This is a genomic window from Proteiniphilum sp. X52 (assembly GCF_003712195.1).
In the GTDB taxonomy this organism is placed as follows: domain Bacteria; phylum Bacteroidota; class Bacteroidia; order Bacteroidales; family Dysgonomonadaceae; genus Proteiniphilum.
Genome location: NZ_RDSD01000020.1, coordinates 45,498 through 60,541, shown reverse-complemented (window position 1 = coordinate 60,541; position 15,044 = coordinate 45,498). Strand labels below are relative to the sequence as shown.

General features: G+C 44.6%; 14 protein-coding genes and 1 tRNA gene. 12 read left to right on the top strand and 3 right to left on the bottom strand.

The window, feature by feature from the left end; genetic code table 11:
• Nucleotides 1–80 precede the first annotated feature (80 nt).
• From D7D25_RS13995 to D7D25_RS13960, 8 genes are all read left to right on the top strand, one after another.
• The gene (locus D7D25_RS13995) at nt 81–872 is read left to right on the top strand and encodes a DeoR/GlpR family DNA-binding transcription regulator (protein ID WP_122969580.1); all 792 of its coding nucleotides are present in this window, start codon (nt 81–83) and stop codon (nt 870–872) included.
• 128 nt (nt 873–1,000) lie between these two features.
• Entirely contained in the window at nt 1,001–1,930 is a 930-nt protein-coding gene (locus D7D25_RS13990; protein WP_255417320.1) for a hypothetical protein, read from the top strand.
• A gap of 56 nt (nt 1,931–1,986) precedes the next feature.
• Nucleotides 1,987–3,039 carry an SIS domain-containing protein gene (locus tag D7D25_RS13985; protein WP_122969557.1) on the top strand — a complete coding sequence of 351 codons (1,053 nt, stop codon included), beginning with the start codon at nt 1,987–1,989 and terminating at the stop codon, nt 3,037–3,039.
• Nucleotides 3,040–3,311: 272 nt separating this feature from the next.
• The gene (locus D7D25_RS13980; protein WP_122969556.1) at nt 3,312–4,196 is read left to right on the top strand and encodes an ROK family protein; all 885 of its coding nucleotides are present in this window, start codon (nt 3,312–3,314) and stop codon (nt 4,194–4,196) included.
• A gap of 64 nt (nt 4,197–4,260) precedes the next feature.
• Nucleotides 4,261–7,068: a sugar-binding domain-containing protein gene (locus D7D25_RS13975; protein WP_255417319.1), complete on the top strand. Its 2,808-nt coding sequence runs from the start codon at nt 4,261–4,263 to the stop codon at nt 7,066–7,068.
• A gap of 47 nt (nt 7,069–7,115) precedes the next feature.
• Entirely contained in the window at nt 7,116–8,168 is a 1,053-nt protein-coding gene (locus D7D25_RS13970) for a DUF4434 domain-containing protein (RefSeq protein ID WP_255417318.1), read from the top strand.
• 294 nt (nt 8,169–8,462) lie between these two features.
• Entirely contained in the window at nt 8,463–8,651 is a 189-nt protein-coding gene (locus D7D25_RS13965) for a hypothetical protein (protein ID WP_148038935.1), read from the top strand.
• A 36-nt stretch (nt 8,652–8,687) separates the two neighbouring features.
• A complete protein-coding gene (locus D7D25_RS13960) occupies nt 8,688–9,029 on the top strand; it encodes an antibiotic biosynthesis monooxygenase (RefSeq protein ID WP_122969553.1) in 342 nt (113 codons plus the stop codon).
• A 343-nt stretch (nt 9,030–9,372) separates the two neighbouring features.
• Here D7D25_RS13960 and D7D25_RS18590 read toward each other — a convergent pair whose 3' ends face one another.
• Nucleotides 9,373–9,816: a cold-shock protein gene (locus D7D25_RS18590; RefSeq protein WP_122969577.1), complete on the bottom strand. Its 444-nt coding sequence runs from the start codon at nt 9,814–9,816 to the stop codon at nt 9,373–9,375.
• 49 nt (nt 9,817–9,865) lie between these two features.
• Nucleotides 9,866–10,981, bottom strand: a complete 1,116-nt coding sequence (locus D7D25_RS13945) for a DEAD/DEAH box helicase (RefSeq protein WP_122969552.1) — start codon at nt 10,979–10,981, stop codon at nt 9,866–9,868.
• 336 nt (nt 10,982–11,317) lie between these two features.
• On the opposite strand from D7D25_RS13945, the gene D7D25_RS13940 reads away from it, so the two are divergent.
• From D7D25_RS13940 to D7D25_RS13920, 4 genes are all read left to right on the top strand, one after another.
• Nucleotides 11,318–11,392 (top strand) — tRNA-Val (locus D7D25_RS13940).
• A gap of 778 nt (nt 11,393–12,170) precedes the next feature.
• Nucleotides 12,171–12,395, top strand: coding sequence for a hypothetical protein (locus D7D25_RS13930; protein WP_148038934.1), 225 nt, complete (start codon nt 12,171–12,173; stop codon nt 12,393–12,395).
• Between the two features lie 29 nt (nt 12,396–12,424).
• Nucleotides 12,425–13,018: an RNA polymerase sigma-70 factor gene (locus D7D25_RS13925; RefSeq protein WP_122969549.1), complete on the top strand. Its 594-nt coding sequence runs from the start codon at nt 12,425–12,427 to the stop codon at nt 13,016–13,018.
• Between the two features lie 119 nt (nt 13,019–13,137).
• Nucleotides 13,138–14,544 (top strand): hypothetical protein, encoded by a 1,407-nt coding sequence (locus D7D25_RS13920; protein WP_122969548.1) that lies wholly within the window; start codon nt 13,138–13,140, stop codon nt 14,542–14,544.
• A 39-nt stretch (nt 14,545–14,583) separates the two neighbouring features.
• Here the strand turns inward: D7D25_RS13920 and D7D25_RS13915 are convergent, their stop codons facing one another.
• Nucleotides 14,584–14,979: a hypothetical protein gene (locus tag D7D25_RS13915; RefSeq protein WP_122969547.1), complete on the bottom strand. Its 396-nt coding sequence runs from the start codon at nt 14,977–14,979 to the stop codon at nt 14,584–14,586.
• Nucleotides 14,980–15,044: the final 65 nt, after the last annotated feature.

Genomic DNA, 15,044 nt, shown 5'->3' with positions numbered 1-15,044 from the left:
AAATGAAACGAAACGCAAGGAAAATAAAGAAGATATCGTAAATTTGCTTTCGTTAATTCATGATATTAAATAGTAAAGATATGGAAAAACAGAGTGGAAACAATGGAGATATTATCTTCCAAGAAGAACGATTGAACAAAATACAAATGCTACTTGAGCGGGATAACCGCCTTGTGACGACAGAGTTGGCGAAAGAGTTGAACGCTACTTCCGTTACCATCAGAAAGGATTTGCTGATTTTGGAGAAGCGAGGACTATTACGGCGTACACATGGCGGTGCCATCAAAGTGAATCGGTTGTATCACGGTTTGCCTTTGAACGAGAAAGAAAAGATAAATCTGGAAGAGAAAATGCGGATTGTCAAAAAAGCAGTCAGTCTTATTTCAGAAGGCGATACCATTATCTTGGATTCCGGCTCAACAACCAGTTTGCTGGCAAAAGAAATCAAGCACTTTAAAAACCTTGTCGTCATAACAAATGCCATCAATATCGTCAATGAGCTTCTGGATACGGATATAGAAGTCATTATAGTCGGAGGAAACCTGATGAAGAAGGCGGCGACAACGATGGGAGCCCTTGCAGACGAGACATTGAAGAGACTTTCGGCAGACAAGCTCTTTTTAAGTGTTGATGGAATAGACCTTAAAATAGGACTGATGACGCCTAATATCAGTGAGGCGCAAACCAGTCGGGTCATGATGGACATCTCCAATGAGGTGGTTCTATTGGTAGATACCTCAAAATTCGGAAGAAGAAGTTTGGGTGTTATCTCAGATGTAAAGAGAGTAGATAAACTGATTACGACGAAAAAACTTTCAGATGAAGAACAAAAGAGGTTTGGCGCGGACAGAGTAGAGGTTTTGATGGTGTAGGGCATACTTGACGTGGACTCATACGAGTACTGTTAAATGTGTATGCTTTTATCCTAATAGATGGTATCGGCGCTTGTCTGATAAGTGAATGGAACCAATATTAAAATATTAACAAAAAACAAGAAAGTATGAGAACGATTAAAAAAGCTATTTTTGTGTTCAGCTTGTGCGTAGTATTCCACACCACAGTCTTTGGACAGAGTAACCGGTATCCTGAAATTGTAGATGACCAGTTGGTTATCCAAGGAGATAAATGCGGTTGGGATGTCGACGCAGTCCACACATTCTCCATCGTTGAGGCCAACAAAGACGGCTATAAATATTGGGGATATTATGGTCTTGACCACTATCAGAATGATGTTCATCTGCGTAAGGCTGGTATTGCCAGGAGTAATAACCTGTTAGACTGGGATAAGTATGAGGGAAATCCAATTATCGCGACCAATTGCCGTTGGCCGACTGTCATTCTTTACAATAATAAATTTTATATGTTCTATGCCGAGTATAAAAAGGCAAACGGAGATAGCCGTATCGTCATGGCGGAGAGTGATAATGGAATAGATTTTGAGAACAAGCGTGTCGTTGTGCCTTATGCTGACGGACACCAGAACCAAAATCCTTTTATTTACTTCAATAAGAATGATGGATATTATTATCTTTTCTACTATAATGGGACCGAGCAGGCGAAGGTAAATCCCCGTTGGAATATCCATGTGAAGAAATGTAAGGATCTTGCCGACATGCCTGTACAGCAGTCCTATGAAGTTCTTTCATCCAGTAAAACCTTAGCAGCTCCTTCTGTGGCTTATTATAACGGAACGTATTATCTATTAGTAGAGGAGTTTGCCGATGATACACATCAAAGCTGGGTTACGAACGCTTTCTCTTCAATGAGCATAGACAAAGGATATGAGCGGGTAGCGAATAATCCTATTCTCTATAAGAATGACGCTTGCGCTTTCCAATATGTCTTAGACGGTCACCTGTATGTCACTTATTCTCATTGCCTGAACATCAATAAAGGCAATTGGGTCATGCGGATGATGAAAGCAAAATAATCCAAATACTTTTGTAAATATAGTATCATAAAAAAGACAAAACTTGTACTAACGATATGAACAAATTTCTTTCTGAGATAATGGAACAACCCGTTGCCATTAGCAATCTTGTGGATTTCTATTCTTCTGAAGAGGGTGTGCGACTTCTCAAACAGATCAAAGAGGCGCTTTCCCTCCGTAAGACAGAGCAGGTTATTTTCACTGGAATGGGCAGTTCTTTCTTTATTTCTTTTGCGGCAGCCAATCTTTTCAATCAGTTTGGTATTCCTTCCATGTATATCAATACGAGTGAATTACTTCATTATAACCTTTCTTTATTTGAGAAACGTACGTTGTTAGTATGTATTTCCCAATCCGGAGAGAGTTATGAGATACGTGAGATTCTTGAAAGACTGCCAGATACAGTCTTTTGTGTGGGATTAGTTAATGAGGAGGAAAGCACATTGGCCCGCAAGGCCGATGTCGCTTTACTTTGTAAAGGTGGAAAGGAGGAGATGACTTCCACAAAGACTTACGTTGTGACTTCATTGGCAGCCTACATCTTGGGAACTTATCTGGCGGGAGAGTGGAACAATGGCAATCTTATGGCACTGCGACAGTTGCAGGCACATTTCAAACAATCTTTGTTAGGGTATGACCATTGGCTTCAAAAAGCCATCGACTTCTTAGGCGATATCAATACGTTGCAGATTATTGCGCGGGGCCCTTCATACTCAACGGCAAGCCAGAGCGCGCTTATGTTTAAGGAAGCGACCCACATTGCGGCAACAGGTATCTTAGGCGGTGAGTTCCGTCACGGACCGATGGAAATGGTGAGAAACGGGTTCAAGGCAATTCTTTTCGCCTCGGAAGGCAAGACGCTTGAACAGAGTTTGAAAATGGCGGAAGACATTGTGGAGTTTGGAGGAAAAATATGGTTAATCACCAATTCCCGGATAGACCATCATCATCCAAACATCCTTCCGGTCTATATAGACGAGACCGATGAGTTCCTTTTCTCTGTCCATAGTATTATTCCAGTGCAGCTGTTTATTGACGAATATGCCAAAAGACATGGTTTTGCAGCCGGTAGTTTCTCTCGTGGGGCAAAAGTAACGATGATAGAATAGGAAGAGTATGATGGACACGAATAAAAAAAGATATCCGTTCTTTTGTTTATCACAATTCTGATATATCTGATATTCGGGTTTTTCGTGGAAGGTCATTCATTTGCCGATAGCCTTTCTCAATGGGGGTAAAGAAAACTTTTTGTCTTTCATAGTGACTGTACCGTTGTCGCCTTGTTATTTGCCATTCTTGGCGATGAGACGACGGCTTTGGTCTCGTTTGCCGTATTAGGAAAAGTCAGCTTGGATGTAAAAAGTAATTAAAACAGATAGATATGAGTGCTAATATAATAATAGGTGTAGATCTCGGAGGAACTAAAATTCTTACCGGTGCCATAAACTTACAAGGTGAGATTGTTGGGACACCCGTGAAGGTACCGACGGAAAGCACATTGTCTGGTGAGTTGATATTTGAGAAAATCACCCGTTCTGTACAGCAGGTGATGAAGGAAAACAGCATCAAACCAGAGAGTTTGCGTGGTATCGGTATTGGCTCCACTGGACCGGTGGATGCGGACAAAGGTATCATTCTCGAATGTCCGCAGTTGCCGACCATGCATTATTTCCCTTTGCGTGGTGAGCTTGAAAAACATTTCAGCGTTCCTGTACATGTGAACAATGACGCCAATTGCCTGATTCTGGCGGAAGCCATGTTTGGTGCAGGGAAAAGTTGTAGCAGTATTGTCGGTTTCACGTTAGGGACAGGTTTGGGATGTGCGCTCGTTTTCAACGGAAAATTATGGGAAGGTGCCACTGGTACAGCCGCTGAGATATGGCCGTCTCCTTATAGACAGGGGCATATAGAGGATTTTATATCGGGTCATGGCGTTTCGGAAATCTACTATTCCATCGCGCATAAAAGCCTATCGTCACTGCAAATATTCCAATTGGCTGAACAGGGAGATATCAGTGCCTTGCAGACTTGGCGGCTATTTGGCAAGCATCTGTCCGTCCCATTGGCATGGAGTATTAACCTCATAGACCCCGAAAAGGTCATATTGGGAGGCTCCATCGCACATGCGTATAAGTATTTTAAAGATACGATGGAAGAATATTTGCATAAGAATATCTGTCCTGTTCCTGCTCGTCGAACGGCAGTCGTGCCCTCTTTATTGGGCGATGATGCCGGCTTTATCGGAGCTGCTTGCTTGCTCTTGTAAGTGGCTCCCGTCCCTCATAGATAACTATAAGATATACTGCCACATAAGCGAAAAATAAACCTATATGAAAATTATCTTTATGATGAAAATTATCCCTATTATCATCTTTATTTTCGTAAGTATAACTGCCTCCGCCAGTCATCCGGGCGGGAAGCAAATGCTGACAGAATGGGAAATGATATCCTCCACACAGGTATCTCAAACGGGAGATATTCTCTCTTCCCGTCGTTATGAGCCTCAGAAATGGATAAAGACCACGGTTCCGACCACTGTGCTTGGGACACTTGTGAAGGCAGGCATCTATCCGGATCCGCACTTTGACCTAAATGATTTAAGGATACCTGACGCCTCTGATGATTTGAATCAAAGGCTTGGACTGAGTAAATACAGCTATCTGGACGGTGTGGATAATCCGTTCAAAGACCCCTATTGGTTCAGGACAACGTTTACTATTCCTGCCAGCCAGAAAGGAAGGCGCACGTGGTTGAACTTCGATGGAATTAATTACAGGGCAGATGTCTGGGTCAACGGCAGGCAAATCGTTTCCGCCAAGGAAATGGCTGGTATGTTTCTGCGCTTTCAATACGACATATCGCAATATGTCGACTATCAGAAAGAAAATGTGATAGCGGTCAGAATCCATCAGGTAGACAATGTTGGCACCCCCTCTCCGGGCTATATGTTTGAGCCTTTTGGACCCGGACGAGGACAAGGAGAGGAGATATTCCGTGATGTCACGCTTAAATTTATGGCAGGCTGGGACTGCGCCCCTGTGGTGCGGGACCGGAATATGGGCATGTATCAGGACGTTTATCTTACTTATACAGGTGATGTGAAGATAGAGAATCCCTACATTGTTACAGACTTACACTTGCCTGATACGACCAATGCCTATATTACCGTATCCGCCGAGCTTCGGAACACGACCCATTCAACTCAAAAAGGCATCCTGAGGGGAACAATAGACTTGTTAAAAGAAATTGACTTCTACACCTATAAGAAACAGATGCCGGGCGACATGCGGACCATTGTATTTGAGAAAGAGGTGGAAATTCCGGCGGGACAGAATATCGAGATAGCATTCACTCCCCAAGATTTCGAGCAACTCCATATTCGTAATCCCTATCTATGGTGGCCCAATGGTTATGGGAGACAATATCTGCATACGCTGAACCTGACGTTTGAGACGAAAGGAAAGGAGTCTGACACTTTTAATACTACCTTTGGAATCCGTAAGATTACCTCGACACTCAAAGAAATCGATGGCGAATTTGGACGGATATTCTGGGTGAATGGCAAGCGGATTTTCTCTCGTGGGGGTTTCATACAGCCAGATATGATGCTTGATATGAACAAGAAGCGGATGTATGACGAGGCTCGTTTGTTAGCTCTTTCGGGTGTGAACATGATTGCCAACGAAGACATGCCCTCGCCCCCAGAGCATGTCATGGAAACGTATGACAAATATGGATTGCTCGTTTGGGAAGTCTTCTTCCAGTGCTGGACGAGTTATCCGGGTATGGAGACATTCAACAATCCCGTTGACACGGAACTGGCGTTGCGGAACATGTATGACGTGGTGAGACGCTACCGCAATCATCCCAGCCTTGTATTGTGGTGTATGCAGATAGAAACCATTGTCAGAGAAGAGCTTTATGTGCCTTTACGTGAGTATATCAGACATCAAGACCCGACGCGTCCTTTCATCGCGACGTCCAGTCATGGATGGGATATAGACAAACTCACACCTTACATGAAGCCCGATTTGCCTACGGGTATGACGGACGAGAACGAGCCGGACTATACATGGTATCCACATGCATACTATTATGAGAAGGTGTTGGAGGTGAAAGATCAGATGTTTCGGAATGAGATGGGCGTGCCTGCCGTCTCCACTCTCGCCAGCATGAAGAAATACATCAACGATTTGGGAAAGGGTGAGCGGACCGCCATTTATCCCTTGGACAGGACATGGGCTTATCACGATGCTTGGGATACCATCTATACACCGTCATTGAGTTACGCCTATAAGCCTTATGATATAGCCATCAGGAAACAGTTCGGACAACCGGAAAGTGCGGAAGACTACATTCGTTGGGCACAATATATCAATGCGGGCAGCTATCGGGCGATGTACGAGGCGGCGAATCACCGAATGTGGGACATCACCTCGGGGGTGATGCTCTGGAAACTGAATGCCACATGGCCCCAAGTGCTTTGGCAAATCTACGACTGGTTTCTGAACCCCAATGCGGGATTCTACTATGCGAAGAAGGCTTTGGAGCCATTACACATACAAATGAACGAGCACAACCGGATGATTTCTGTGATTAACACCATCCATACCCCGCAAACAGGATTAAACGCTGATGTCAAGGTATACGATTTCGGGATGAATATTGTATGGCAGAAACAACAATCTCTCTCTATCGGAGAGGATTGCTTCCAAGAACTGTATACGGTTCCCCAGCCCCCACACATCACGCCCGTTTACTTTGTGCGCTTGCTTCTGACGGACAAGGACGGTAAAATCGTTTCAGAGAATATATATTGGCTTTCCGCAGATGGGGAAAATGATTTCAGAGCCATTGCCCAAATGCCGAAAGTAGATCTGAACCTGACCTATCATGTCCTGACGAAAGACGACGATGTGATCATCAAAGCCAAAGTGAGGAATCCGACAGACAGGTTGGCTTTCATGCACCGCCTGATGATCACCAAAGGCTCAACGGGCGAGGAAGTATGGCCTACATTCTGGTCGGATAATTTCCTCACACTCTTTCCGGGTGACGAACGGGAGGTCACGGCTATTGTCTCCCGCCAAGACCTTGACGGGACGGAACCTTTCCTGCGGCTTGATACAGACCAATGAGTGACTACGATGTAAGTCTTATTGATAATTTATAATTGATAATGAAAATGATGAAGAAAATCTATTTACTGATGGTCGCCCTCTCACCCCTCCTCCTATCAGGTTGCGGAGACGATGACGCCGAGAACCAGACACAGCCACTGACAAGTCTGTCTTCCTCAGAGTATATTACCGTAGACGCTCAACGGGCGTTGACCGGCTCTTTTGTAACGTTTTGGGACAAGGGAGACTGGACACAATACCAGTGGAACGGTCTGTTTGAGGGAATGCGGAAGATAGGCATGAATATCGTCATCATCCAGTTTACCGCCTATGAGCAAAACGCCTGGTATGACACATCCAACACCTTCTCTACCAACATCTTTAAATTTGCGCTTACCCGATTGCTCAATGCGGCGGAGCTGAAAGGGATGGAAGTCTATATAGGGCTTTATTTCCATAACGAGTATTGGAGTAACCAGACCAATGCCGACTGGTTGCGGCTCCATGCCGACCGCTGCATCAGCGTCGCCCGTGAGATATATCAGCGGTATGGCACCTCCACCGCGTTTAAAGGCTGGTATCTGCCCCATGAGCCCGAACCCTATGCCTATCATTCCACAGAGCTATTGGCATCGTTCCGTGACAACTTTGTGAATCGCGTCTCCGACAGCTTACACCAGCTCTGCGACAAGCCCGTCGCCATTGCCGCCTTTTGGAACAGCAACCTGACATCTCCCATACAGCTGCAACATTTCATGGCAGAGCTGGGACGATGCAACTTGCAAGTCATCATGTTGCAAGATGGTGTTGGCGTGGGACATGTCAGTCTCGACCGCTTAGAGGATTACTACCAGAGCGCGGCAATAGGACTCTATGAGGAAAACACAAACTATCAGGGAGAATTCTGGACAGACATGGAGACCTTCGAAAGCTCCGGGGAACCAGCCGGTATAGACCGTATCAAGCAGCAGTTGGCTATCGAATTAGCCGTGCAGCACATCAGTCGTGCGGTCTCATATCTTTATGAGGAGAACATGTGTCCCACAGGCCCTTACGGGGCAGCCGCCTTAAAGCTCCGAAACAACTATACGAGCTTTATTACCTCAGGATATCAGTAACGCCAAGGTCCCCTTCCTTGTACCCCTCTCCTTTTGAAGGAGGAGGGAACATCGGAAAAATATAGTGGGAAAAGCAGTGTAAATCCGATAAAGCGGTTACTTATTGCGCTTGCTATCCCCAAAACTGATTAATATACCACTGAAAAATCATTATTTTAGGGTATTGCACAATTAACCGAAGAGGAGTAATTTTAATTTTTAATTGGGAGCTCCCCTGGGAGACAGCTGTTTAAGTCAGATCAAATAAAAATTGCAGTGATGGTCAGTTATTCAAATTCAGCATGCGATAATTGCATGAAACATTCCGAACATGAAACAAGGCTATATTGTGTGAACGTGGCGGAACGGGAAGTTTTTGACATTTTCAGGATTTTAGGTGTCCCCATGAATGAACAGGATATTCTGGTTGAGACAATCAACAAGGAAAACACCTGCTGGTATAATTTAAAGATGTTACTGGATACGCTTGTCCGCAATAAATAGCATAATAATTAATAAACGTTTTAAAAAATCACAGTTATGTATGTAATGTCACGTAATATGAAGGTGGCGAAGAACCTCACACACGCAGTCCTTGAGGATTTATCGCTCCCTTCCAGGTCTAGTAAAGCAGAAGGTTTTATTCGCCGCGATATATTGGTCAACAGGGAGGCGGACGATTTTGATATAATAAAAGTGCTTATTTACTGGAAAGACAAGGAATCCCGGGAGAAATGGCACGCCAGCAAAGAGCACTCTCTGTCGCATATCGACAAGCATAAGTTAAGGAAAGAAATGGGGCAAGAACCCATAAACCGTAAAGACCTGAATATGACTTTTGAAGAATTTGAGTTGATCTCAACATTCGCCGCTGAACAGTAATAAAACAACTTGTGAGTATCCGTATTATTGGAACGGAAGTCACATCAAAACCCCTGAATCTTTCAGCTCCTTTTTCCGGCTTTTTCTGGCAGTGATATGGAGATGAGAGTTGAAGATTTTTTCATGATGTATAATATACCCTACTCGCAACAACTTCTTACATTTGCACAATGAAAAAATATCTTTTTATTTTCTTATCATGCTGTGGATATGTCAATGCCCAGACGCTGGATCCCTCGTCGTCCACCAAGTATCGTCTGTTTCCATACCTCATCCGATGCGACAAGGGTGTTCATGGATAACGGGGAGACGTATCCGTACAGGAAAACGCTCTGGCTATCCTTTAATCCGTAATGACAATATTCACGGCATTCATCCCTTTTTTGCCGCGTTCCAGCTCGAAGGTAACCTTATCTCCCTCATCGATAGAAGCCGGTGCGCCGCTGATATGGAAGAAGTATTTATCCATATTGGCCGCATTCTTGATAAAGCCGTATCCTTTGTCGGGATTGAAATATTCCACACGCCCTTTGAGTGGAGGCTCGTCGATTTCTTCTTTTTTAGGTGTGGAAACTACGATATTGTCAATGTCGATTTCCTGCTTTTTTACCGGATCCGGTGGAGTGTCGGTGATCACCCCGTTTTCATCCACATACGCGATCATATCATCCAATGAGCCGGAGCCTGCGTTAGCTTTACGTTCCTCTTTACGTTTTTGTTTTTCCAAACGTTTTTCCTGTTTTTTCTTTTCTATGTTTCTTTTGTTATACGAAACTGATTTAGCCATATTTATACCTGAAATATCTTTATTTATTTTTTGTTTATTGAATTGTTGTTTAGCTTGCCACCACAAGGGTTTTTCCCGTCAATTTCTGGATATCTTTTAACATATCCCTCTCTTCATCGGCACAGAACGTCAACGCTGTACCTGTGTTCCCTGCCCTACCCGTGCGGCCGATGCGATGCACATAGGTTTCGGCCACATCCGGAAGATCGTAGTTGATGACCAGTTCCAGATTGTTGATATCGATTCCCCTGGCTGCAATATCGGTCGCGATAAGGGTCTGTATTTTATGCGATTTAAAATCGGACAGGGCCTTTTGTCTGGCATTTTGTGATTTATTCCCGTGAATGGCGGCACTATCTATTCCGGACTTGCTGAGTACCCGCGCGATCTTATCCGCTCCGTGTTTGGTGCGGGAAAATATCAATACCGATTTCCTCTTGTCTTTCTTCAGCAGGCTGATCAGCAGATTTTTCTTTTCCGGCTTTTCCACAAAATAGATATATTGCTCTATGGTGTCCACTACCGAGGATACCGGCGCCACCTCTACCCTGACCGGCTTGTGCAGGATAGAACGTGAGAGATCAGCTATGGAAGCCGGCATGGTGGCCGAAAAGAGGAGGGTTTGCCTCACCCTGGGGAGTTGTGGCAACAACCGTTTGATATCGTGGATAAATCCCATGTCCAGCATCCGGTCGGCCTCATCCAGCACAAAATGGCGGACAGAATGGAGACTGATGATCTTCTGGTTCATTAAATCGAGCAGACGTCCCGGAGTAGCGACCAATATATCTATCCCCTGTTTCAACGCGTTTACCTGTGCATTTTGTTTCACTCCACCATAAATGACACAGTGACGGAGACCCGTATAGCGGATATAATCACTCAGGCATTCATTGATCTGTATGGCCAGCTCACGCGTAGGTGTTAAAATTAACGCCTTGATCTCTCTTTTCCTTCCATAAGATTTATCCAAATACAATTGTTGTATGATGGGGAGTACAAAAGCTGCGGTCTTGCCTGTTCCGGTTTGTGCCAGTCCCAAGATATCACGGTTGTCGAGTGCCGGGGCAATAGCCTGTTGTTGTATTGGCGTGGGAGTTGTATGTCCTTTTTCGTTCAGAGCCCTCAATACCGGCTCTACAATAGTCAATTCTTTAAATGTCATGTTTTAATATTAAACAAGATGTACCACGTTAAATTGTATGGGCACATTCTTGCAACTGATTGATAACTTAAACAAATAAGTTGATTTTGATGTCGATTTCGACGATGGGAAGACCCGCGATAAACAGCGGAGCAAAACATTGATGAAGAAAGATCCAATATGAACTTAATTGCTAATGGGTGCAAAGATACGAAAATAAATCGGTTTATCAGCTATTATTCAATTTACGGTGAAATTATATACCCAATTAATCGTCTTAACATATCCATAATTTTTCTTATCTTTTCTCTTGGAATTATAATGAAGGTATCATATTTTTTTATATTTTTGCGGTCCGAACTGTTAGCTCAGCTGGTTTAGAGCGCTGCCTTGACAGGGCAGAGGTCGCCGGTTCGAACCCGGCACAGTTCACGGTATAAATATCAAGGTATTAAGGAGTTTTCGCTTCGGCGCGGACTCCTTTCGTCGTATTATTACTATCGTTTATGTCCAATTTTAGACACAAAAACTCATCTAAAACTTACCTTTTAAAATATGGTAACTTTGAAACTTATAATTGTGCCGGCAAAAGTGGTTAAAGATGCAAAGCACAAGATACGGATTGCGGTATCACACAAATCGACAAAAGAAAAGCCAAGCCCGCAGAAGAAAATCGCATATCCAAGGCGCCAGCGCCTTATACCCGCAAAATGGTGGGCAGGATTCGGGCATTGAAACAGAATAATCAAAAAACAAGCCTCCGGGGGGAAACGATCCGTTTCAGCGCCGATGGCGTGTGTATCTTTACCGGCTAAATCCCCAATGCGGACTTCCTGAAAGGCAAAGAGAAACCGCACCAATCGGGGAAGGATACAGCATGGCGCGCTCCCTGCCGGATTCATTCATAGCGAACAAGATTTTAGGGATTTAATCTTTTTCTATCTATTCAAAATTCAGGAATTTTTGAAGAACACTTTAACAATTATTTCTGATTTTGATGACAAAAAACTACTTTTGTGAATAATTAAACAATCATTTTATATGATACCGACCTGTTCAAAATAATCATTAGCAGGGGAATGAATATTTCCGTTAAGCTAAATGAGAAAAGGACAAACTTGTTTGGACTATGCGGTATCGAGGAATTGCTAATCGAGGTGCGGAGGCGACTCAATTAGCTAACTCTATTGAAAATAAAAATATTAGCCATATGAAGAAATATAAAAACATTCAATACTGCTTAATTGCATTTCTACTCTCCTTCCTTCTTTCCTCTTGTGATAACACATTGGATCAAAATCCCGCAGACTCATTCCATGAAGGGTCGCTCTTTCAGAATATAGATGTCGCAGAAGCATTCCTATACAATGTTACGATTGGATGGGCGGAGACAGGGAAGCTTACTCCCGATACAAGGGAGACCTGGGCGGGGTGAAGTGAGTATACAGAGAGAGGAGACGAGGAATGAACGGAAAAGACGCAAGGTATGAAAACCTGTTCCGAAAAGCTGCCTTTCAGGACGACGAGCAGGCCTTCAAAGAACTTTTTATCGAGTTTTACCCGGCCCTGTGCGTGTTTGCCATGCGGTATATCCTTTCCCCCGCGACGTGCGAGGATATCGTGCAGGACACTTTCTATCGGCTATGGAAAAACCGGAAAAAGATCGAAATCACCTCTTCCTTCCGGAACCTCCTGATCACCAGCGTGAAGAACCATTGCACGGACTATCTCCGGAAACAGTCCGTCCGGAAAGGAGATGCCGAATGGCAATCCGCTTCGGCTATCGCCGGCGCCCCCGATACGCCGGAGACGATTTATACCATCAACGAACTGGAGGAGATGCTCCACCGCGCCTTGGGCCGGTTGCCGGAAAATGTCCGGAGGGTGTTCGAACTGAGCCGGTTCGAAAAGATGACTTATCGCCAGATCGCGGAGGAGATGTCCGTCTCTCCCAAAACGGTAGAAGCTTATATCAGCAAGGCATTAAGCGCCCTGAGGGATGAGTTGGGCGATTACCTCCCCTTGCTGCCGCTCATATATGGAATGGCTTACATTTGATCCGGTGCAAAAACAGAATAACCCGGGTTTTGCGGGGAAAAATATCCATCTCTTAAAATATTTATTTTACCTTTGTGTCGAGAAAGTCACCGTTATTCATCCCAATGTGATCATCCGTTATGAAAAAGAAAAAGAAGCCGTCTCCGCAGATCCTTTCCCCCGAAAACTATATCCGCCAGAGGGCCCGGAATCTTCCCATATTCAAGTGTTTTGTCAATGACGGATGGGATGAGGAGGGCCTCGCACACGTTACCATAGCCCGTAAACATGTGAACGGAAATGTCACTTATTGCGCCTATCTTGTCGATCTGAAATGCCTCGGGATAAAGGACACCTTGTACCAATTCAATCTGCCGGAATATGAATTCGACGAGTATAAGAACAAATTGGCAACCCACCTTGGGTTGATTGAATGCGAATACAATCTGGCCCACAACATCGTTCATGCCGGATGGGAATATGCCGGGGATATCGGTTTCGAACCGCACAAGGACTTTCTCTCCATCACACAATACATGCTCGAGGAGGACAGCGACGAGATACCTTTGATCGATATCCGTTGCGGCGATGAAAACGGGAAACCCCTGTTCGTGCAGGGCCCTCTGGAGGACGACACCATGGCCGCAATGATCATAAACAGACTGGAAAAGAGGCTTGGAACCGGGAATTATGATTATGTGTTAGGGGCGGGCAATCCCTTTGATACCCCTTATGGCGATGAAGAGGATGACGAGGAGGATTTTTTTGATGAATATGCCGGGAACAGCTACCAGGAAAATGCGGCGATTTTCCTGGAGTTAACCCGATACTTGGAAAATGCGGGTCCGGAAGACGCGTCGTTTGCCGGTGACCACGACGAAGAGGATACGCAAGAGTGGGAAAGGTTCCAAAGGATTGAAGCGCTCACGGATCTGTTGTACGGCGATCTCACCGACTTCAAGGAAGTGGACAGGATGGTCGGAAAGTGGGGAAAAGAATCGCAGGGTTACACCATCACCAATGCCGCTTACGGGCAAATGCTCGGTTTGAAAAATGAGGATGAGGTCACGTATGAGGACTTGTCGTATCTGACCAAGGAGGATGACGGGGACAAGTTGCGGGAATATATATGCGAACGGTGGGGGGAACGGCTCCCTTACTTCGAGTTCCTCGAAATACAAAGCCTCGATGATCCTTCGGGGAAAAAAGCCAAAATCGCGGGGGCGCTTGAGCGATACCCCGATCATGCCCTTTTAAAGCTGGAAGAGAAAGCGATAAAGATCCAAGATAAAAAGTTGAAGAAAACGGAACTTTCATTCCGATCGGTGTTCGGTGAAAGGACGGAGATCACCCCGCATGAATATGTGAGTTGGCAGGTGGGGAGGCTTCACTACTTCGCTTCGACCCGCGATCTGGCCGGTATCGAAGCCCTGTCCCTTTTCCATGATCCCGAACTCCACAGGGAACACGACCAGGCAGGCATGTTCCTTTCCATACTGTACGCCATGAGAATTTCCGTGTTAAGGCTGTTCTTGTTAGAAACTTGACACCCCGGAACAAAAATGGATCATCGATTTGGAATTGTTTCATGTCAAGCGGCCGATTATTTCGGGTAACCCGGAAATCATGTAAAAGGGTAAATTTATCAACCGAAAATCTTTTTTGGCCAGCGTTGCCACCTTGTCCACGCTGTATTGTCCCGACCAAACCCGGACAGCAACATCATGATCGGTTTCGCCCATAAACTGGTGAATGGATGCCGAACCGACAAATCTGCCGATGAGCGCATGGATATCGGACAGTTGTGCCGGCAGCAATAACATATATTTCGGGTAGTTCTTCGTAAAAGTTAACGAAACAGTGAAACCATATTCAACTCTTTTATCATAGCTGCAAATATAGGCAATTTGTTTAATTGCATGGGTAATTTCTTTAAAAAAACATCTCATTGCATGGGTATTTTTTTCTATTTTCTGTCTCATTGCATGGGTGTTTATTTAAAAACTCCATTTTAACATAGGGGTTTTTCCCTCTCATACGTCAAGTA